This is a genomic window from Candidatus Methylobacter oryzae, from assembly GCF_003994235.2.
In the GTDB taxonomy this organism is placed as follows: Bacteria; Pseudomonadota; Gammaproteobacteria; order Methylococcales; family Methylomonadaceae; genus Methylobacter_A; species Methylobacter_A oryzae.
In genome coordinates this window covers 45,356-63,791 of record NZ_RYFG02000112.1, presented here as the reverse complement: position 1 = coordinate 63,791, position 18,436 = coordinate 45,356, and the positions used below count along the sequence as shown (strand labels likewise).

Annotated in this window: 17 protein-coding genes; 11 read left to right on the top strand and 6 right to left on the bottom strand. The window is 47.8% G+C overall.

Going from position 1 to position 18,436, the window contains the following annotated elements; all coding sequences use genetic code 11:
• Positions 1–211 precede the first annotated feature (211 nt).
• Positions 212–1,051 (bottom strand): outer membrane protein assembly factor BamD, encoded by an 840-nt coding sequence (locus EKO24_RS16905; RefSeq protein WP_127028104.1) that lies wholly within the window; start codon positions 1,049–1,051, stop codon positions 212–214.
• Positions 1,052–1,171: 120 nt separating this feature from the next.
• Between EKO24_RS16905 and rluD the strand changes: the two genes are divergently transcribed.
• The 3 genes from rluD to EKO24_RS16890 all read left to right on the top strand — a co-directional run bounded on the left by rluD (position 1,172) and on the right by EKO24_RS16890 (position 3,786).
• Positions 1,172–2,116, top strand: a complete 945-nt coding sequence (rluD, locus tag EKO24_RS16900) for a 23S rRNA pseudouridine(1911/1915/1917) synthase RluD (protein ID WP_127028103.1) — start codon at positions 1,172–1,174, stop codon at positions 2,114–2,116.
• A gap of 91 nt (positions 2,117–2,207) precedes the next feature.
• The gene (gene pgeF, locus EKO24_RS16895) at positions 2,208–2,945 is read left to right on the top strand and encodes a peptidoglycan editing factor PgeF (RefSeq protein WP_127028126.1); all 738 of its coding nucleotides are present in this window, start codon (positions 2,208–2,210) and stop codon (positions 2,943–2,945) included.
• Positions 2,946–2,949: 4 nt separating this feature from the next.
• Complete coding sequence (locus EKO24_RS16890) at positions 2,950–3,786, top strand: ZIP family metal transporter (protein ID WP_127028102.1); 837 nt, start codon at positions 2,950–2,952, stop codon at positions 3,784–3,786.
• Between the two features lie 12 nt (positions 3,787–3,798).
• Here EKO24_RS16890 and EKO24_RS16885 read toward each other — a convergent pair whose 3' ends face one another.
• Both EKO24_RS16885 and EKO24_RS16880 read right to left on the bottom strand, forming a co-directional pair.
• On the bottom strand, positions 3,799–4,713 hold the full coding sequence (locus EKO24_RS16885) for a hypothetical protein (protein ID WP_127028101.1): 915 nt from the start codon (positions 4,711–4,713) through the stop codon (positions 3,799–3,801).
• A 225-nt stretch (positions 4,714–4,938) separates the two neighbouring features.
• Positions 4,939–6,573: an alpha-D-glucose phosphate-specific phosphoglucomutase gene (locus EKO24_RS16880; protein ID WP_127028100.1), complete on the bottom strand. Its 1,635-nt coding sequence runs from the start codon at positions 6,571–6,573 to the stop codon at positions 4,939–4,941.
• Positions 6,574–6,645: 72 nt separating this feature from the next.
• Between EKO24_RS16880 and EKO24_RS16875 the strand changes: the two genes are divergently transcribed.
• From EKO24_RS16875 to lspA, 5 genes are all read left to right on the top strand, one after another.
• On the top strand, positions 6,646–7,188 hold the full coding sequence (locus tag EKO24_RS16875) for a L,D-transpeptidase family protein (protein ID WP_127028099.1): 543 nt from the start codon (positions 6,646–6,648) through the stop codon (positions 7,186–7,188).
• A gap of 83 nt (positions 7,189–7,271) precedes the next feature.
• Positions 7,272–7,550: an Lpp/OprI family alanine-zipper lipoprotein gene (locus tag EKO24_RS16870; protein ID WP_127028098.1), complete on the top strand. Its 279-nt coding sequence runs from the start codon at positions 7,272–7,274 to the stop codon at positions 7,548–7,550.
• A gap of 141 nt (positions 7,551–7,691) precedes the next feature.
• Positions 7,692–8,672: a bifunctional riboflavin kinase/FAD synthetase gene (gene ribF / locus EKO24_RS16865; RefSeq protein WP_127028097.1), complete on the top strand. Its 981-nt coding sequence runs from the start codon at positions 7,692–7,694 to the stop codon at positions 8,670–8,672.
• A gap of 59 nt (positions 8,673–8,731) precedes the next feature.
• Positions 8,732–11,563, top strand: a complete 2,832-nt coding sequence (ileS, locus tag EKO24_RS16860) for an isoleucine--tRNA ligase (RefSeq protein WP_127028096.1) — start codon at positions 8,732–8,734, stop codon at positions 11,561–11,563.
• Positions 11,564–11,570: 7 nt separating this feature from the next.
• Positions 11,571–12,044 carry a signal peptidase II gene (gene lspA / locus EKO24_RS16855; protein WP_196240034.1) on the top strand — a complete coding sequence of 158 codons (474 nt, stop codon included), beginning with the start codon at positions 11,571–11,573 and terminating at the stop codon, positions 12,042–12,044.
• Positions 12,045–12,254: 210 nt separating this feature from the next.
• Here lspA and ampD read toward each other — a convergent pair whose 3' ends face one another.
• Positions 12,255–12,797, bottom strand: a complete 543-nt coding sequence (gene ampD / locus EKO24_RS16850; protein WP_127028094.1) for a 1,6-anhydro-N-acetylmuramyl-L-alanine amidase AmpD — start codon at positions 12,795–12,797, stop codon at positions 12,255–12,257.
• Between the two features lie 93 nt (positions 12,798–12,890).
• On the opposite strand from ampD, the gene EKO24_RS16845 reads away from it, so the two are divergent.
• From EKO24_RS16845 to EKO24_RS16835, 3 genes are read left to right on the top strand one after another with little or no spacing between them, the layout of a single operon-like run.
• Positions 12,891–14,972 (top strand): DUF1631 family protein, encoded by a 2,082-nt coding sequence (locus EKO24_RS16845; RefSeq protein WP_127028093.1) that lies wholly within the window; start codon positions 12,891–12,893, stop codon positions 14,970–14,972.
• Positions 14,973–14,986: 14 nt separating this feature from the next.
• Positions 14,987–15,796: a carboxylating nicotinate-nucleotide diphosphorylase gene (nadC, locus tag EKO24_RS16840; RefSeq protein WP_421743944.1), complete on the top strand. Its 810-nt coding sequence runs from the start codon at positions 14,987–14,989 to the stop codon at positions 15,794–15,796.
• Position 15,797: 1 nt separating this feature from the next.
• On the top strand, positions 15,798–16,280 hold the full coding sequence (locus tag EKO24_RS16835; RefSeq protein WP_127028091.1) for a flavin reductase family protein: 483 nt from the start codon (positions 15,798–15,800) through the stop codon (positions 16,278–16,280).
• Between the two features lie 85 nt (positions 16,281–16,365).
• Here EKO24_RS16835 and EKO24_RS16830 read toward each other — a convergent pair whose 3' ends face one another.
• Both EKO24_RS16830 and EKO24_RS16825 read right to left on the bottom strand, forming a co-directional pair.
• Positions 16,366–17,763, bottom strand: a complete 1,398-nt coding sequence (locus EKO24_RS16830) for an FAD-binding oxidoreductase (protein ID WP_206667303.1) — start codon at positions 17,761–17,763, stop codon at positions 16,366–16,368.
• Positions 17,756–18,433: a BON domain-containing protein gene (locus EKO24_RS16825; protein ID WP_127028090.1), complete on the bottom strand. Its 678-nt coding sequence runs from the start codon at positions 18,431–18,433 to the stop codon at positions 17,756–17,758. Before EKO24_RS16825 ends, EKO24_RS16830 begins: the two co-directional genes overlap by 8 nt.
• Positions 18,434–18,436: the final 3 nt, after the last annotated feature.

Genomic DNA, 18,436 nt, shown 5'->3' with positions numbered 1-18,436 from the left:
GCGTAAGGTCAAGGCTCATAAAGAGTGCATTCTGTAATAACTGAGATAGTTGAGCACTCCAAAATTCAGGTTGCTCTGAGCCCTTTGACTGCGCTTAAAACGCTTGGTCAAAGGGGGGGGTTGGAATGCTTGCCAAATAGGCGGCGTGAGATTTTTAGGATAAAACTTTTTCGTGCTTTTTGTGTCTTTCGTGGACAGCATGTAACACAGTCTATTTTTCTAAACCAATAAAATCCCAAACCTTGTGCGAAAAGGTCGAATCTTTATGTTCGGGTACCGGCGGACCGTTCGGGTAGTTTAGGTCGTAGACTCGGGCGGTATCTTTGGCAAGATCCGGCAAATCAAGCTTCGTGTAGGCTTCCTGCATGATTTGCAAGGCAAAGGGGACGGCAGGGGTGCGCTGGTATTTATCAAGTACGGTCGACGCCCGGTTGACGGCAGCTACATAGGCTTTCCGTTTCATATAGTAGCGGGCGACATGGACTTCATACATCGCCAAGTTGTTTTTAAGCGCAATCATGCGCAGTTGGGCATCGGGCACGTATTTGCTGGCGGGAAACCGGCGAATCAGTTCGGCGAAATTATCGTAGGCGTCACGTGCATTTCCCGGGTCGCGTTGCGACGTATCGGTAGGCAGGAAGCGGTCGATAAAGCCTATGCCGCGATTGTAATTAATCAGGCCTTTTAAGTAATAAGCGTAATCGACGCTGGAACTGCGTGGATTGGTTTTGATAAAACGGTCCGCAGCAGCGATTGCGGCTTCCGGATCGGCGTTTTTGTAATAAGCGTAAGCAACATCCAGCTGGTTTTGAGCCGATTCATCGCCAAAAGGATAACGCGATTCGAGTGCTTCGTAGAGCTTGATTGCCTTGTCGTAATTGGCGCTATCCAATGCGGTTTTGGCTTCTTTTCGAAATTTTTCAGCATTCCAGTCGGCATATTCGTCTGTCGTATCGGAATCGCCGGAAGTCAGGCCTTTAAGCGTCTCACAGCCTTGAAGAGACAGGCCTAAACAACAGATAAGTAAAAGTTTAATTAAAATTAATCGCATAGTACTAACGACACGCTGTAATATAAGGGGTTTTTCTCGCTGGATATAACTGCGATACTTCGGATGGCTTGGGAATCCGGCGAGTATAACTTAACAATGGGTTAATCAGAAGAACTTGTTATGACAAGATTAACGGAAGAAGTGCCATTTGAAATGGCCGGTATGCGGTTGGATCAAATACTTGCCGAATTGTTTACCGATTATTCACGCAGCAAGCTGCAAATTTGGGTTAAAGCCGGACGCGTACAAGTTAACGGTTTGACGCTTAAAGCAAAAGACAAGCTTGAAGGCGGCGAGACAATAACGTTGGATGCCGAGGCGGAAGTTGTGATTACATCCGAAGCCGAAGAGATTCCTTTGGATATTGTTTATGAAGATAACAGCCTTTTGATTGTGAATAAACCGGCCGGTTTGGTCGTGCATCCTGCGGCAGGAAACTGGAGCGGTACTTTGTTGAACGCTCTGCTGAATCACGATCCTAATCTGGAAACTTTGCCAAGAGCTGGCATCGTACATCGAATCGACAAGGAAACCAGCGGCTTGCTGATGATTGCAAAAACGTTGCAAGCCCATAACAGCCTGACGCAGCAGTTGCAGGACAGGGATATTAATCGCGAATATCTGGCGATCACGAAGGGAAGAATGACGGCAGGCGGTACGGTCGATGAGCCTATCGGCAGGCATCCGACCGATCGCAAGCGTTACACAGTTAAGGAAAACGGTAAGTTTGCGGTGACGCACTACCGGGTCGTCCAGCGCTTTGCCCGTCATACGCTGATCCGGGTTAAGCTGGAAACCGGCCGAACCCATCAGATCAGGGTGCATATGGCGCATATCCGTTTTCCGCTGTTGGGCGATCAGGTTTATGGCGGACGTTTTCAAATGCCGCCGGATTGTAGCGAGCGCCTGGAAAAAGAATTGCGCAGTTTCAAACGTCAGGCTTTGCATGCGGCCAAGCTGGGCTTAGTACATCCCGTGACCGATGAATACATGGAGTGGGAACAGCCGTTGCCGGACGATATGACACGGTTGCTGGAGGCGTTGGCGGAAAATGAGCGGGATTAAAGCTGAGTTGAGCAGCTTGTCTGCTCAAACGAAACTTATGCCCTCTGGGTATAAAGCTGAGTTGAGCGGTTTGCCCGCTCAAACGAAATTTATGCCCTTTGGGTATAAACATTGGCTGACGCCGGATTGGCCCGCACCGGCCAATGTGCATGCGGCGACTACGTTGCGAACCGGCGGCGCGAGCTGCGGCGCTTATGCCAGTCTTAACCCGGCTATGCATGTCGGCGATGACGCGGATTTAGTCAGGCAAAACCGTCAGACCATCAAGGCGATGCTGGACTTGCCGAGTGAGCCGGTTTGGCTGGAGCAAATACACAGTAACCGGGCGGTACAGGCGCTAGCAGCCGAACCGTTGCAGCAAGCCGATGCCAGTTATACGGCGGAGTCGGGCGTTGTCTGCGCAGTGCTGACGGCGGATTGTCTGCCATTGCTGGTTTGCACGGCTGACGGTGGGCAGGTGGCCGCGATTCACGCGGGTTGGCGAGGATTGCTGGCCGGTGTGATCGGCAATACGCTAACGGCAATGACAAGCACCGGTGTCCTGGTTTGGCTGGGGCCTGCAATCGGTCCCGATTGCTTTGAGGTAGGCCAGGAAGTGCGGGATGCGTTTTTGGAGAAGTCGTTAACATTCACAACGGCTTTTAAACAACAAAGCAACGGTAAGTGGTTGGCCGATATTTACCAGCTGGCTCGGATTGATCTGGCTCGGTTAGGCGTCGATAGGGTTTACGGTGGCGGTTTTTGTACCGTCACCGAACATGAACGTTTTTATTCTTATCGCCGGGATAAAGAAACAGGGCGTATGGCTACGCTAATTTGGAGAGTTTAAAGTAGTGGATTTACTGATATTAATTGTCATCTTTACCGCAATCGGCGGCATCTTAAGTGTCATGGCGGCGGCAGTTTTTCTATTGTTGCCGGATCATCGCAGAAATGCGGTGCTGCCGCATGGGATCAGTTTTGCGATTGGTGCATTATTGGCAGTTGCTTTTTGGGGGTTGATTCCCGAGGCTTTTTCAGCAATTAAGCCCGAGCAGTTTCAGTCGTTATCGGGAACGATACTGGCGGGCGTGCTTGGTTTTTTTGTGCTGGAGAAATTACTGATTTGGCGCCACTGTCATTCGGGTGACTGTGAGGCGCATGGCGATGAAGACGAACACGGCCATGAGCACGTTCATGCTCATGCGCATAGCCACAGTCACGGCATGGCCAGGTCGGCCGGTGCGCTGATTATTCTTGGTGACGGCATTCATAATTTTGTCGATGGTGTTTTAATAGCGGCTGCGTTTTTGACCGATGTGCAACTCGGCATAGTGACAAGCTTGGCCGTTGCGGCGCATGAAATTCCTCAAGAAGTGGGTGATTTTGCTATTTTGCTGCACAGCGGTTACTCCAAAAGCAAAGCGCTTTTTTACAATATGCTCGCCAGTTTAACGACGGTTTTGGGCGGCGTATTGGCTTATTTCGGATTGGAAGATTTGCATGATAAGCTGCCGTATTTTCTGGCGTTGGCAGCCTCAAGCTTTATCTATATCGCGGTGGCCGACTTGATACCGTCACTACATAAAAAAACCGACACGAAAACGTCATTGCAACAGATTGCGTTGATTGCCATGGGCGTGTTGCTGATCTGTTCGTTGCACGGCATCGCGCATCATATGGAAGTTTAGGCCGGCGGCGTTTTAGTTTGAGCGAGTGTAGGCGACTTGCAATACCACGTTTCTGATGCTGTTGGCCCATATCAGCTCGTGAATATCAAACTCATTCGCGCTCTGTTTGTCGTCGCGGTCTAATTTGATGCCCAGCTTGCTGAGCCTGAAATGAGACTTGTCAATGCTTAACAGTTTGGCTGGGGGGGCGAGATATTCGACCAAGGTATTCAGATAAACTTCCGGGTTAGCCAGGCTTGCTACTCGAGATTCGTAAGAAACATGGTCGGTATTAAAAAGTTGATTAGCCATGCGCGACGTCATCTCCTGCTTGGTCAGCGTTACTACGCGGCGGAACAGATAATTTTTTAGTGCGGCGCTTAGTTCTTCAAGGCTGGCGCAAGGTATATGAATTTTGTGCGAGGAGAAATTGACCGCTTGCTGAGGTACGTCGTGAATAACCATGTCTCCCTGCATACTCATGCCCAACGTGTGCTTTTCGGTTTTACAGGCAGTTAACAGGGCATACACTACGGGGAATTGATATTTACTGTGCGTGCGTAAATAAGTATCTAAATCGGGATCGGTACTGAACAGTTTGTCGATGTCTTTGTTAAGTACGAACAGGGTGTTGACGAGAGGATCCGTAATAAATGCATCCCGGTTCAAGTCGATGGGCGGGGGAATCTCATCGGCAATCTGGAGTACATGTTTATACAGGCCCTGCACATGCCCTCTTAATTTATCAGAGTAATCGTCTACGGCGCGCATTTTGCTGTTCGAGCCATCAACGAAACTTTCGATAATTTGCCGGTCTTCCTCCGTCTGTTGCTCTTCCTCGTGGATGTGATCGCTCAGGCCGTGGACTAGCTCTTGCAGGTGGCGAATTTGATCGTCGAAAAAAGTTCTAAGGCTTAAGGCTTCATGTGATCGTCTATTTTCGCTCATGATTGGCTTTTTCCGTATGGAGGCTCTTAAGACCGATAATTTTGTTCTTGGTTTTAATAAAGTGAAGAAGCTTGGCTTCATTTATATCGCCATATCATCTGCCCATAGTTTCATGCGGCCTGATGATATGGCAACGGGGATAGCCGGAATTTGTTATTTTACTTGAGGCATAATGCCTTGCTCGGCGGCAAAGTAAAATTTGATGTTTTTCCGATGGATATTTATTTAGGTTACGACGTCAGGCGCAGTTCTGCCTGTACGTTTTTTAATCTCGCAAAATTGTTCGGCCAGGCTAATTAACTCTGCAAGGGCGGTTTGGGCGTCTTGATCGTGTTTTGAGGCGTCTGCTTCAAAACGTTCCAAGTAGATTCTTAATGTTGCACCGACGGTTCCTGTTCCGGATAAACGGAAAATAATACGAGAGCCGTTGTCAAAACCGATGCGTATGCCCTGTTTACTGCTGACGCTTCCATCTACGGAATCTTCATAGCTGAATTCATCGGCATATTTGACTTTATATTCACCGAAAGTTTGGCCCGGCAATGCGGATAACTGATTGACCAAGTGCTCGACAATGCCGTTGGCAATATCCATTTCTACGGCTTCATAATCATGTCTGCAATAGATATCGCGGCCGAATTTTTGCCAGTGTTCATGCACAATGTCGGCAACAGGCTGGCGTTTTCTGGCGATTAAATTCAGCCAGAACAATACTGCCCATAAGCCGTCTTTTTCTCGTACATGATCGGAGCCGGTGCCGAAGCTTTCTTCGCCGCACAGGGTGATTTTTCCTGCATCCAAAAGGTTGCCGAAGAATTTCCAGCCGGTCGGTGTTTCATAACATGGGATGTTGTAACGGGCTGCTACACGGTCAACTGCTTGACTGGTAGGCATTGACCGGGCCACGCCGCGTAAACCCTGGGCATAAGCCGGGATTAAGTGCGCGTTAGCCGCCATAATCGCCAAGCTGTCGCTAGGCGTTACGAAAATATGGCTTCCGGTAATCATGTTGCGGTCGCCGTCGCCGTCCGATGCTGCGCCAAAAACCGGAGCTTTTGAATTGAACATGCGCTCAGCCAATTCCTTAGCATGTGCTAAATTGGGGTCGGGATGATGGCCGCCAAAATCTTCCAGAGGTTCGGCATTAATGACCGAGTCCGGCGTTGCGCCTAACATGTCTACCAATATTCTTTTTGCATAAGGGCCGGTGATGGCATGCATTGCGTCAAAAAGCAGGGTGATATAGCCGGAGCCGATGCTTTGCTTCAGTAAATTGAAATCGAAAATAGACTGCATCAGCTCGGCATAATCGGCTACCGGATCAACGATAGTCACCTTAAGCCCATCTATTTGATATGCGCCGATGCAATCCAGGTCTATGTCGTCGATACGAGCGGTCTTATAGCTATCGATACTCAGGCTGCGCTGAAAAAATGCGTTGGTATATTTTTCGGGGGCAGGGCCGCCGTTACCGACGTTGTATTTAATGCCGAAATCTTCATCAGGTCCGCCGGGGTTATGGCTGGCGGATAGAATCAGTCCTCCGAAGGCATTATTTTTTCTAATAAGATGTGATGCGGCCGGGGTAGACAGGAGGCCGCCTTGACCTATAATAAGTTCGCCGAAACCGTTGGCTGCTGCTATCTTGATAATGGTCTGTATGGCCGGTCTGTTAAAATACCGTCCGTCTCCGCCCAGTACCAGCGTTTTTCCGGTAAAATTATGTAACGAATCGAAAATTGATTGAACAAAATTTTCCAGGTAACCGGTTTGTTGAAAGACTTTAACTTTTTTTCTAAGACCGGAGGTGCCAGGACTTTGGTCGTTGTATGGATGCGTTGTGATAATTTCTATTTGCATGCGGGATCCTTAATTCGACAATTAACCTGGTGACTAAAGTACACCAAAATTCTTATCTAGTGTAGAGCATTTATGTCGCGAATTTATTTATTGCTGTGTTTTAGTTTGTTTTCTTTTTCGGTCATTGCTGATGACGATGTTTGGCTTTTGGTCGACACAAAAGCGCTGACTATTGAGGTCAAAAAAGGTAAACAAACGATTGACACCATAAATGATATTGCCATTGGTCGAGGAGGCGCCGGATTTAAAAGTCATCAGGGCGATAACATTACGCCTTTTGGGGATTACAGAATAGGTTGGGTTGGTGAGAATAGTTCTTTCCGAAAGTTCTTCGGTTTGACTTACCCGTCTGCTGACGATGCTCAAAAAGCCTTGGAGCAGGGGGTCATCAACCAAGCAACCTACAACAGTATTATAAGTGCTCACCGGGCTCATCAGGTGCCGCCGCAAAATACGCCTTTAGGCGGGAGAATTGGTATTCATGGCCTAGGTCGAGCGGATGAAAAAATTCATAAATCAATGAATTGGACGCATGGATGTATTGCGTTGACTAACGGGCAAATTGATCATTTGAGTCAATGGTTGGACAAAGGAACAGTCGTAAAAATAAAATAAAACTGGAAAATAATTTAAAAACAGTGCAGAATTAAAGCTAGTAGCGTTTTTTTGTTGTAATCACTTTAAGAAGGAAAAATAATATGAAAAAAGTAATGAAATTATCAATGGTTGCTTTGGTTGCTAGCTTGGCTGTTGGTTGCGCAAGCACTTCAGACGTAGAAAACCTGCAATCACAAATTGACGGTTTGAAAACTTCAGTTGCTCAAGCATCTGCTGATGCAGCTAGTGCAAAAAGCGCTGCTGATTCTGCTTCTGCTCAAGCTGCTTCTGCTGAAGCAGCTGCTAACCGTGCAGCTCAATATGCTCAAGACACAAACAGCAAATTGGACAGCATGTTCAAAAAATCAATGCTGAAATAAATCATTACTGATTTACAAAATAGAAAGCCCGGTGGGATTCCACCGGGCTTTTTTTTTGAGTACAACAATTCGGTTAGGATGATTTAGTTCACGCTATAGCTACCCATGGTAGAATAAAACCTTTTTGAATTTACTACATTCATGCGTCTTATTAGAGGATTATCTCATTTGGAACCGTTAAGAAACGGTTGTGTATTGACGATCGGAAATTTTGACGGATTGCATTTAGGGCATAGAGCAGTAATAAAAAAGCTGGCTGAGCGAGGTAAGGCATTAGCGCTGCCCGTTGTCGCCATGGCCTTTGAGCCGCAACCGTTGGAGTATTTTCTGGGAGAAAATGCGCCGTCGAGGCTAATGCGCTTGCGCGAGAAAGTGATCCGGTTTTCTGAATTACCCATTGATGATTTGCTGATATTACGATTTAATCAATACTTTGCCAACTGTGATGCAGAGCAGTTCATTGAAGATGTTTTGGTAAAAAAGTTGAATGTAAAACATCTGGTGGTTGGCGATGATTTTCATTTTGGCAAGGCCAGACGCGGCAATTTCGCGATGCTTAAGGATAAGGGCAAGTTATTTAACTTCGATGTGGAAGACACCGGGTCTTATCAAGTAGACGGGCTTCGAGTGAGCAGTACCTTGATCAGGGATGCGTTAGGAAGCGGCGATTTGGCTTTGGCTGAAAAATTGCTGGGTTATTGCTATTCTGTTTGCGGACGGGTGGCTCATGGCGACAAACGAGGGCGGACTATTGGCTATCCCACTGCCAACATACAGATGTTTAGAAAAAACGCTCCTGTTAACGGCGTATTTGCCGTAACCATGACCGGTATTGACGGTTGCGAGTTTGAAGGTGTTGCGAATGTAGGTACCCGGCCTACGGTTGATGGTGGTTCAAAGGTTATATTGGAAGCTCACTTATTTAATTTTGATAAAGAAATTTACGGGCGTTATGTCGAAGTGCATTTCAAACAAAAGATCAGGGATGAAATGCGGTTTCAGTCACTAGATGAGCTTAAAGCCCAGATTGTAAAAGATGTGGCTGCGGCCAAAGCTGCTCTGAGCTCCATGTACGCTAGCAGTATGGACACCGTTTCTGGTGATCGCCGCGCCGGTTTCTGACCGGTTGGCGGCATACACATCATCTCTGATGATAAAGATTTTTGCCGAGTTTAATTGTTATGACGATGGATTATAAAAAAACACTGAATTTACCCAATACCGCATTTCCTATGAAAGGCAATCTGGCGCAACGCGAGCCGGAACGCCTGAAAAAATGGAATGAAATGGATCTATATAATAAGATCAGAAAGGAATTTGCCGGACGGCCAAAATTTATCCTGCATGACGGCCCTCCGTACGCGAACGGCGAAATTCACATCGGCCACGCAGTTAATAAAGTGTTGAAAGACATCATCATTAAATCCAAGTCATTAAGCGGTTTCGATGCACCTTATGTGCCGGGATGGGATTGTCACGGTTTGCCGATTGAGCTACAGGTAGAGAAAAAAGTCGGCAAAGCAGGCGTTAAAGTTTCTCCGGCCGTATTCCGTAAAGCTTGCCGCGAGTATGCAGGCAAGCAGGTCAATATCCAGAAAGAGGCGTTTATCCGTCTTGGTATTTTGGGCGATTGGGATCATCCTTATTTAACGATGGACTTTGCGTTTGAAGCCGATATCGTTCGTTCATTGGGCAAAATCAGCCGGAACGGCCATATCGCAAAAGGTGCCAAGCCTGTGCATTGGTGTACCGATTGCGGTTCGGCACTGGCGGAAGCGGAGGTCGAGTATGAAGATAAACATTCGCCTGCTGTCGATGTGCGGTTTCTGGTTGTCGATGAAGATGGATTTTTGAATCAATGCCATCATGTGCCTGAGCATGATGGTTACGGGCCGTTATCGGTGGTCATTTGGACAACTACTCCTTGGACATTGCCGGCGAATCAGGGCGTTGCGTTAAACCCGGATTTGGAATACGCGGTAGTGCAATGCGAAAAAGACGGCGAAAAAGAACGATTGGTCGTTGCCGAAGCATTGCTCAAAGATGCGATGCTGCGTTATGGCATCGAAAATTATCATGTTATTGCTTATTGTAAAGGCGCAGCTTTAGAGCATCAGTTATTGCGCCATCCTTTTTACGACAGGCAAGTGCCTATTATTCTCGGCGATCACGTTACTACCGATGCCGGTACCGGTGCGGTACATACAGCGCCGGGCCACGGCCAGGACGACTATGTAGTCGGCTTGAAATACGGTTTGCCGGTCGATAACCCGGTCGGCAACGACGGCGTTTTTCTTCCGAATACCGAGCTGTTTGCCGGCGAGCATGTGTTTAACGCCAATGCCCATGTCTTGGAAGTGCTGGAACAACGAGGAAAATTGCTGCATCACGAGGCGATTTTGCACAGCTATCCGCATTGCTGGCGGCATAAGACCCCGATTATTTTCCGGGCCACGGCGCAATGGTTTATCTCAATGGATAAAAACAAGCTGCGCGAACAGGCATTGAACGAAGTCAAGCGTGTAACCTGGATTCCCGATTGGGGGCAGGCGCGTATTGAAAGCATGATGGAAGGGCGGCCTGATTGGTGTATCTCCCGTCAACGTACTTGGGGCGTACCGATCGCGTTTTTTGTTCATAAAGAAACCGGCGAATTGCATCCGCGCACGGCTGAACTGGTTGAGCAAGTGGCCGAACGCATCGAGCAAAAAGGCATCGATGCTTGGTTCGAGCTGGACGCAGCAGAATTGTTAGGCGATGAAGCAGGGCAATACGAAAAAATCAACGATACGCTGGACGTCTGGTTCGACTCCGGCGTGACTCACGCCTGCGTGCTGGAAAAGCGCGAGCAATTGCACTTTCCGGCCGATTTGTATTTGGAAGGCTCCGACCAGCACCGAGGCTGGTTCCAGTCGTCATTGCTGGCTTCGGTCGCGATGAACGAAGTGGCGCCTTACAAAGCCGTTCTGACACACGGTTTTACCGTCGATGCTGACGGCAAGAAAATGTCCAAGTCGAAAGGCAACGTCGTTGCCCCGCAATCGGTCATGAAAGACCTTGGTGCCGATGTGTTACGGTTATGGGTTGCTTCGACCGATTATCGTGGCGAAATGAGCGTATCGGACGAGATTTTACGGCGTACTTCGGACGGCTACCGCCGTTTAAGAAATACCGCGCGTTTCCTGCTGTCTAACCTGGACGATTTCGATCCTGAGCAACATTTGGTCGACAATAAGGATTTGTTGGCGCTGGATCGTTGGGTTATGGATAGGGCGTTTACATTGCAGGAGGAAGTTAAAACTGCCTATGAAACCTATCAATTCCAGCATATTTACCAAAAAGTGCATCATTTTTGCGTGATTGACTTGGGCGGATTTTACCTGGACATCATCAAGGATCGTCAATACACCGCCAAAGCCGACGGCTTGGCGCGGCGTTCGGCGCAAACCGCAATGTATCATGTGCTTGAGGCGCTGACTCGCTGGTTGGCGCCTATTATCAGTTATACCGCCGATGAAATCTGGCAATACATGCCGGGTAAGCGTAGCGAGTCGGTATTTTTGGAAACCTGGTATTCGGGCTTGGTCAAGCTGGACGACGATGCGGCCCTGAATCGCGAGTGCTGGCAAAAAATAATGGCAGTCCGGGCGGCTGTGGGTAAAGAACTGGAAAAAAGCCGGACCAAAGGCGATATCGGCTCTTCACTGAATGCAGAACTCGAACTGTATTGCAATGCCGAATTTTTTGATGTGTTAAATCAATTGTCGGATGAATTGCGTTTTATCTTCATTACCTCGAATGCTGCGGTTATGACTGAGGATAATGCTTCCGAAGAAGCTATTCAGACTGAAATTGAAGGCGTTAAATTGAAAGTCGTTGTTTCCGGGCATGAAAAATGCGTACGTTGCTGGCATCAGCGGCCTGATGTCGGTCAACATGCAGAGCATCCCGAACTGTGCGGCCGTTGCGTCGAAAACGTAGCCGGCAATGGCGAGCATAGGCAATATGCGTGATAAGGTTATGTTGAAATGGTTATGGCTGTCGTTACTGGCAGTCATTTTGGATCAAGCCAGCAAGCTTGCGATCGCCGGTTCGATGCAGCTTTATGAGTCTATTCAGATCATGCCGTTTTTTAAGCTGACTTATGTGCATAACACCGGCGCGGCTTTCAGCTTCTTAAGCGAAGCCGGCGGTTGGCAGCGCTGGTTCTTTGCCGGTTTGGCGGTGGTGATCAGCGCGGTCATAGCGGTTTGGCTGACCCGCTTGAAAAAGCATGAAACCTTGCTGGCTGTGGCTTTGGCGCTGGTTTTGGGCGGAGCTGTCGGTAACTTGATTGACCGGCTGGCTTATGGATATGTGATCGATTTTCTTGATGTTTATTACGATTCTTGGCATTGGCCCGCTTTTAATATTGCGGACTCAGCTATTACGTTAGGCGTGATGTTAATGCTGGCCGAGTCGTTCGGCCTAGGGCATCCGAAAGAGCCGGTTTAAAGCTGAGTTGGGCAGCGTGTCTGCCCAAACGAAACTTATGCCCCTTGGGTATAAAAAGTTTTTATCACGGAGACGTAGGCTTAGCCACTTTGTGTCTCGGCAGCTGCTCCTTGCGTTGCTAAGCCACAAGGATGTGGCGAATGCAGAAAACGCAGGAGCGGTTTTCTGTCTACCTCCTGCGTCCATGCAGTCGTTCGTGGTGAATCAAAGTTACCTCAGCAGTTCTGAAAGTTTTTGCCAATCAAAAGATGCGCCCGGATCGGTTTTTCGTTCAGGCGCAATATCGCTATGCCCGGTAATACGTTGTGCCGATAGCTTAGGGTAGGTTTCAAATAAAACGCGAATTACCTTGGCGAGTTGAGCATATTGTTGATCGGTGTAATCGATAAGTTCAGTGCCTTCAAGCTCTATACCGATAGAAAAATCATTACATCGCTCCCTGCCTTCGTATATCGATTTTCCAGCGTGCCATGCGCGTTTATCAAACGGTACATATTGGACACAGCTTCCGTCACGCTTGATCAGCAAATGCGCCGAGACGGTAAGTTGATAAATATCTTTAAAATAAGGATGTTCATCAAGATTAAGCTGATTGCAGAACAACTGGTCGATATAATGATTGCCGAACTCGCCGGGCGGAAGACTGATGCAGTGGATAACGAGTAGTGAAATGTCTTCAGGGTCCGGTCTTTCGTCAGAATTGGGTGAAGGGATTCGGGGAATATCGGTTAACCAATGCCGGTTTATTTTCATGAGCTAATTAGAGAAGTAAAAACGGAAGCAAAAACACAGTATTTAAGACAGATGCTCTTATTATTAGCCAAAATGCTATTAGGGAGCTAGGCTATGACGAACTTATTTTTAAATGACAATAGATATATTGCAATGGATAACCGGCAACAGACAAATTCGAGTTTAGGTAAATCCAATAAAACTGAGACTTTAAGTAAAATTAAAGCAATTTTCTTCCAGCATTTTGAGCAGGCGGTTGACGATTGCTGTCGGCATATTGATCTTGAGTTTGGCTTGCAGCTGGGCAAGAGCAGGGAAAGAACAAATAAAGATCAATATATCAAACTGCTGGAATATCTTCGTTTAGTTCGGAGCGATATTAAGCAAAATTACTTACTAAAAGTTAACGAAATTTTCGATGGCAATTACCAAAAATCAACGACCAGCCAAAGAGAGCAATTAGATTTTTCCAAAGTATCGCTAGTCAATGACGAGACTGTAAAAGAAAATCATGCCGTCATGCTGATTATTCGCCACTGCGAACAATCATATTATGAAGAAATGGCCGCTTTAAACAAACTTCTTGCGATTCAGCAGGGTAAACAAGTTATTTCCGACAGTCAAAATCCTATTTTTCCTGAAAAACTGGTTCGTGCCTTGGTCGATGTCGTTAATTCGCTGAAACTCAACACAGAAGGCCGGATTGCGTTGTATAAAACATTTGAAGCTAATGTTTTTGCTCAACTAGGGTTCATTTACCGTGAATTGATCAAGCAATGCAAAACTGATGGTCCGGTTTCATTACACGTGGTGGAAGATAACAAGCGGTGGGTCGAGCCTGTTCATGCAAGTCCCGAGCAGCCAAGTGCGGCATTTGAGCTGTTGCAGCAAAAATTGGAGCGATGGCGGCTGGCTCATTTTCCTTCTGTTTATGATTTAATTTCAATTACCGGAAATGTATTTTACGAATATTCCGAAATAGAAAATGCATTGCGGGCTCTTCAGTTGGCTGACGATGGCCCGGGTCTGATAGCAAAAAGACAGCCGTTAAAGATCAAGGTTCTTAAAAAATTGGAAGAACTAAGCTTTAGCATTGATGTCAAAATCTTGGCCAGGCATGATGAAGACCTGCTGGATTTGGTCGCTTTGATCTTTAGCGAAATAGAGCGGGACAAGTGGCTGGAAGACTCGGTAAAAAAAGCTGTTTTACGGCTGGAAATTCCGCTGGCAGCCGTGTCTTTGAGGCAGTACAGTATTTTTACAAATGAATGCCATCCCGTCAGGCAACTGCTTGATGATTTGATTGAAGCCGGGATGTTTTTAAATGCCGATGATCATGATGACCGGCTAATACTGGAGCGTATAACAATCGCAATTAAAAAAATAACCGGAAGAGGGATTGAGCTTTCCGGTTGGAAAATGGAAGCGTATGAGTTCTCGAATTATTTAAACAAGCAAAAACAGTGCAGTCAGCATATAGAAGAAAACGCCAAGCAGTTTATGATCAATAAATACGCAGCGGCGTCAGGCAAAAAAATAGTTCTTAAAACCATTGAAAAAAGCATTATCGGTAAAGCTGTACCGAACGCGATAGGCGAATTTTTAAATAATGTTTGGTTTGAGGTGCTGTTGGACGCTTATACGCGTGAAGACGGTCAGTGGCAAAAGTCGGTGCAGGCGATGGACGACCTGATTACAAGCGTTATGCCGCCGGCCGATGATAATGAAAGAAAACAGATATTGAAATTACTGCCGGGACTGATTGCGGAATTAAGGAGAGGTCTGAAGCAAATTTCATATGACAAAGCTGCACAGGCGCGCTTTTTTAAAGATCTTGCCGTATGGCATATCATTTTAATGGATAAAAAAGGCAAGCCGGCTGCCGACTCAGTAATTGTCCAAGATATAAAAATAGAAAGCGAAACGATAGTGGATCAGAGCTCGGAGCAGGCCGGAAGTCTTGCCGAGGAAAGCTGGGTTGAGTTTCTTTCGGAATCAGGAAGGCAATGGGGTAAGTTGCTTTGGAGAGATGCTGGGGCGGAAACTATGCTGTTTGTCGGCAAAAACGGGGCAAAAATGCTTGAAACCCAAGTTGATGAGTTGGCGGAAAAACTGCGCAAAGGGCTCGCTACTATTGTTAATATTGATAATAGAAGGCTTACCGAGCGAGCGCTTTCACAATTGATGAGCTTATGACGGAACATCTGAACATGATAGATATTAAACATTTCCTTGACGAAGATATGGGCTCGGGTGACATTACAGCTGCTATCATTCCTGAGCCTACGGCGGCTGAAGCCGAAGTCATTACCAGGGAAGATATGGTGCTTTGCGGGCAAGCCTGGTTTGATGCGATCTTTAAGCATTTGGATTCGGGCATTAACATCAATTGGCTAGTTGCAGAAGGCGAGACGGTCGATAAAAACACACTTTTATGCAAGCTCAGCGGCCCGGCGAGAGCTTTGCTGACCGGAGAACGGACCTCCCTAAATTTGCTGCAGACCTTATCTGCAACAGCAACTGTTGCCAGGCAATATGCCGAAGCGGTTTCCGGTACGGGCTGTAAAGTGCTGGATACTCGCAAAACCATTCCCGGCCTTAGGAACGCGCAGAAATATGCGGTTGCTTGCGGCGGCTGTTACAACCATCGGATTGGTTTATATGACGGCGTGTTGATCAAGGAAAACCATATCATTGCCGCAGGTTCCATCGCTAACGCAATCCGGTCGGCGCGAGAGCTGAGTTCAGTTCCGGTGGAAGTGGAAGTTGAATCGATGCAGGAATTTCTGGAAGCGGTCGCAGCAAAACCTGACCGTATCATGCTGGACAATTTCAGTCTTGACGATATGGCGGCGGCAGTCAAATTGAATGCAGGCATAGCGCTTGAAGCGTCCGGCAACATCGGCCTGGACAATATCAGGGCCGTTGCCGAAACCGGCGTTGATTATATTTCTATCGGTGCGTTAACCAAGAATGTCAGGGCCGTCGATTTATCGATGCGCATCAAGCTGGTGAATTGAAATGATCGAGAATGCTGAGACTTTAGTTAAACAAATCAGTCACGGCATCTACGTGATCGGCGTTGGTAAAGGCGAGCGGCAAAACGCGTTTACCGCAGCCTGGGTGATGCAGGTATCTTTTGATCCGTTGTTGCTGGCGATTAGCATTAATCCCGGGCATTATTCTTACCGCTTGCTGCAAGAAAGCGGCGTTTGCTCTGTTAACGTGCTGGGGCAGCAGCACTATGCAATTGCCGAGCATTTCGGCCGTTCCGCACCGGATAAGATGAAAGGATTTGAGTGGCAGGCAGCTAGCACGGGGGCGCCGGTTTTAGCCGAGAGTTTGGCGTATTTCGATTGCGAGGTCAGTCATTATGCCGATGCCGGGGACCATAAAATCGCCGTTTGCAAAGTTGTCTCGGCGGCGGCAATGCTGAATCAAGGACGGCCAATGTTGTACAATCAGACAGGCGATATGGACGGCAGTAGCGAACTATACGGGTAAGATGTACTCAGTTCTATTATTAGCCGCGAAGATACTAATAGCGCAGGGAAAAATATAAACTTCGTGTCTTCGTGGTGAGAGCTAATCAAACCAGAGGAAACATCTTATCCGGGTTCAATATCCCGTTCGGATCGAATTGGCGCTTGATGTCGCGCATCAATTCCAACGAATTCATGTCCAGCTCCCTGTCGACAAAATCCCGTTTTTCCAGGCCCACGCCGTGTTCGCCGGATAATGTGCCGTTGAGTTTTAGCACCAACGAAAAAATCTCATCCAGGCAAGTGTGAGCTTTTTTGCCTTGCTCGGGTTCGTCCGGATCGAGCAATAAATTCACATGAATATTGCCGTTACCTGCATGGCCGAAGTTGATAATAGGTAAGTCATATTTTTTCGATAATTCACCCAGGCCCGCTATCAACGCAGGTATTTCAGTAACCGGTACGACGACGTCTTCATTGATTTTTTTAGGGGCTACCTTGCGCAATGCCGGAGACAGCGCTTTTCGGGTTTGCCATAGCGCTTTAACTTCCGCCTCGGTTTGCGCCAGCCTAATATCTAAAAGACCGTTATTGCTGGCCGCAGCCGCTACTTTCTCAGCGGCTGTATCAAGACCTTCGCGTTGTCCATCGACTTCGATCATTAGCATGGCGCCTGCATGTTCGGGCAGGTCGGATTCCGAATATTGCCGAATCATATTGATTGCATTGCCGTCAATGAACTCCAGTGCGCAGGGAACAACCGGTTGCGACATGATCGCCGAAACAGCTTTTGCTGCGTCAAAAACAGAGTTATAGATGGCTCTGAGCGTTTTAGTCGCTTCCGGTAGCGGTGTCAGTTTCAGTGTGGCTTGGGTAATAATCGCCAAAGTCCCTTCCGAGCCGAGTATCAGCCGGGTCAGGTCGTAGCCGACCACGCCTTTGCTGGTATGAACGCCGACGCGAATCTCTTTGCCTGTGCCTGTTACGGCGCGCAGGCCCAGCGTGTTTTCTCTTGGCGTGCCGTATTTGACTGCCCTGGGGCCGGCGGAATTGTAGGCAAGGTTGCCGCCAATGCTACAGAAGGCCGCGCTGGTTGGGTCGGGCGGCCAGAAAAACCCTTTGGTTTTGGCGATGTCCTGCACCTGCTGGTTGGTCATACCCGGTTCTACGGTGATGTAGCGGTTGTCCGGCGAAAATTCGACCAGTTTGTTCATGCGTTCTAAGGACATGATCAGGCCGCCTTTTAGCGGAGTCGTCGCGCCGGTCGTGCCGGTGCCGCGGCCGCGGGTGGTCAAGGCAATATTGAATTGATTGCAAGCCTTGACGACGCTGACCACTTGTTCATGCGTGGTTGCAAATACCACGGCCTGGGGCAATGCATGGCGGCGGCTATTGTCGTAGCCGTAAGTCCAGCAGTCTTCAGGTGCGGTCAAAATGTTTTGTGGGGCAAAAATCTTAGCTAATAGATTTAAGAAATCGGCGGGTAAAGCGGCAATGTTAGTCAAGGTATTCAAAAACGGTGATGATTTGTTTAATGTCGGATTGACGTCTGGCTGCTTCGATAGCGGTAGCGCCCTCGTTTCTATGCACCAAGCCCATCAGGTAAACTGTTCTTTGTTCGGTAACGACTTTTATCCAGGAAGCATCGAATTCTGGTATTTGTGCCAATGCTGTTTTTACCTTGCCGGTAATCAGCGTATCGTTGGCGCGAAAATTTAACGGGCTGGGATCGTCTATCACCAGCTTGTCGTGTACCAGTTTCACCTTGGGAATGACGCGTACGATATCGATGATCCTGTCGCGAAATTCTTCCTTCGGCGTTTCGCCGGTGATCAGCACCGCGCCATTATATGCGGTGATATTAAAATGGCACTGTTCGCGTAAATCATAGTAAGTGTTCAGCTTGGCGTTGGCACGATCTTCAATGGCCTCGTCAGCTAAAATCGCATCGCGGCTGCGGCGGTCATTTAATAAGGATAAGCCGGTTATTTCCGCTCCGGCTGCCAGGGATGGCGGCCGAGACTGCTCCCGGCAGTCTTCGGCATTCCCATCATCCATGCAGGTCAGAAGTGTCGCAATCGGTAGGGAATCGACGCGACCGTCCGTTTTAATTGCCGCACATCCCGTCGTGATCAGAAGGCTTGGTACTATGAACAGTAACAAGAGTTTTTTCATGAA

Coding starts and splice junctions, on each gene's coding strand:
- EKO24_RS16825 (WP_127028090.1), bottom strand. CDS start 18,433: ATGAAAAAACTCTTGTTACTGTTCATAGTACCAAGCCTTCTGATCACG.
- EKO24_RS16905 (WP_127028104.1), bottom strand. CDS start 1,051: ATGCGATTAATTTTAATTAAACTTTTACTTATCTGTTGTTTAGGCCTG.
- EKO24_RS16835 (WP_127028091.1), top strand. CDS start 15,798: ATGATCGAGAATGCTGAGACTTTAGTTAAACAAATCAGTCACGGCATC.
- ampD (WP_127028094.1), bottom strand. CDS start 12,797: ATGAAAATAAACCGGCATTGGTTAACCGATATTCCCCGAATCCCTTCA.
- EKO24_RS16885 (WP_127028101.1), bottom strand. CDS start 4,713: ATGAGCGAAAATAGACGATCACATGAAGCCTTAAGCCTTAGAACTTTT.
- EKO24_RS16875 (WP_127028099.1), top strand. CDS start 6,646: ATGTCGCGAATTTATTTATTGCTGTGTTTTAGTTTGTTTTCTTTTTCG.
- lspA (WP_196240034.1), top strand. CDS start 11,571: ATGTTGAAATGGTTATGGCTGTCGTTACTGGCAGTCATTTTGGATCAA.
- EKO24_RS16870 (WP_127028098.1), top strand. CDS start 7,272: ATGAAAAAAGTAATGAAATTATCAATGGTTGCTTTGGTTGCTAGCTTG.
- rluD (WP_127028103.1), top strand. CDS start 1,172: ATGACAAGATTAACGGAAGAAGTGCCATTTGAAATGGCCGGTATGCGG.
- EKO24_RS16845 (WP_127028093.1), top strand. CDS start 12,891: ATGACGAACTTATTTTTAAATGACAATAGATATATTGCAATGGATAAC.
- EKO24_RS16880 (WP_127028100.1), bottom strand. CDS start 6,573: ATGCAAATAGAAATTATCACAACGCATCCATACAACGACCAAAGTCCT.
- pgeF (WP_127028126.1), top strand. CDS start 2,208: ATGCCCTTTGGGTATAAACATTGGCTGACGCCGGATTGGCCCGCACCG.
- ribF (WP_127028097.1), top strand. CDS start 7,692: ATGCGTCTTATTAGAGGATTATCTCATTTGGAACCGTTAAGAAACGGT.
- ileS (WP_127028096.1), top strand. CDS start 8,732: ATGACGATGGATTATAAAAAAACACTGAATTTACCCAATACCGCATTT.
- nadC (WP_421743944.1), top strand. CDS start 14,987: ATGATAGATATTAAACATTTCCTTGACGAAGATATGGGCTCGGGTGAC.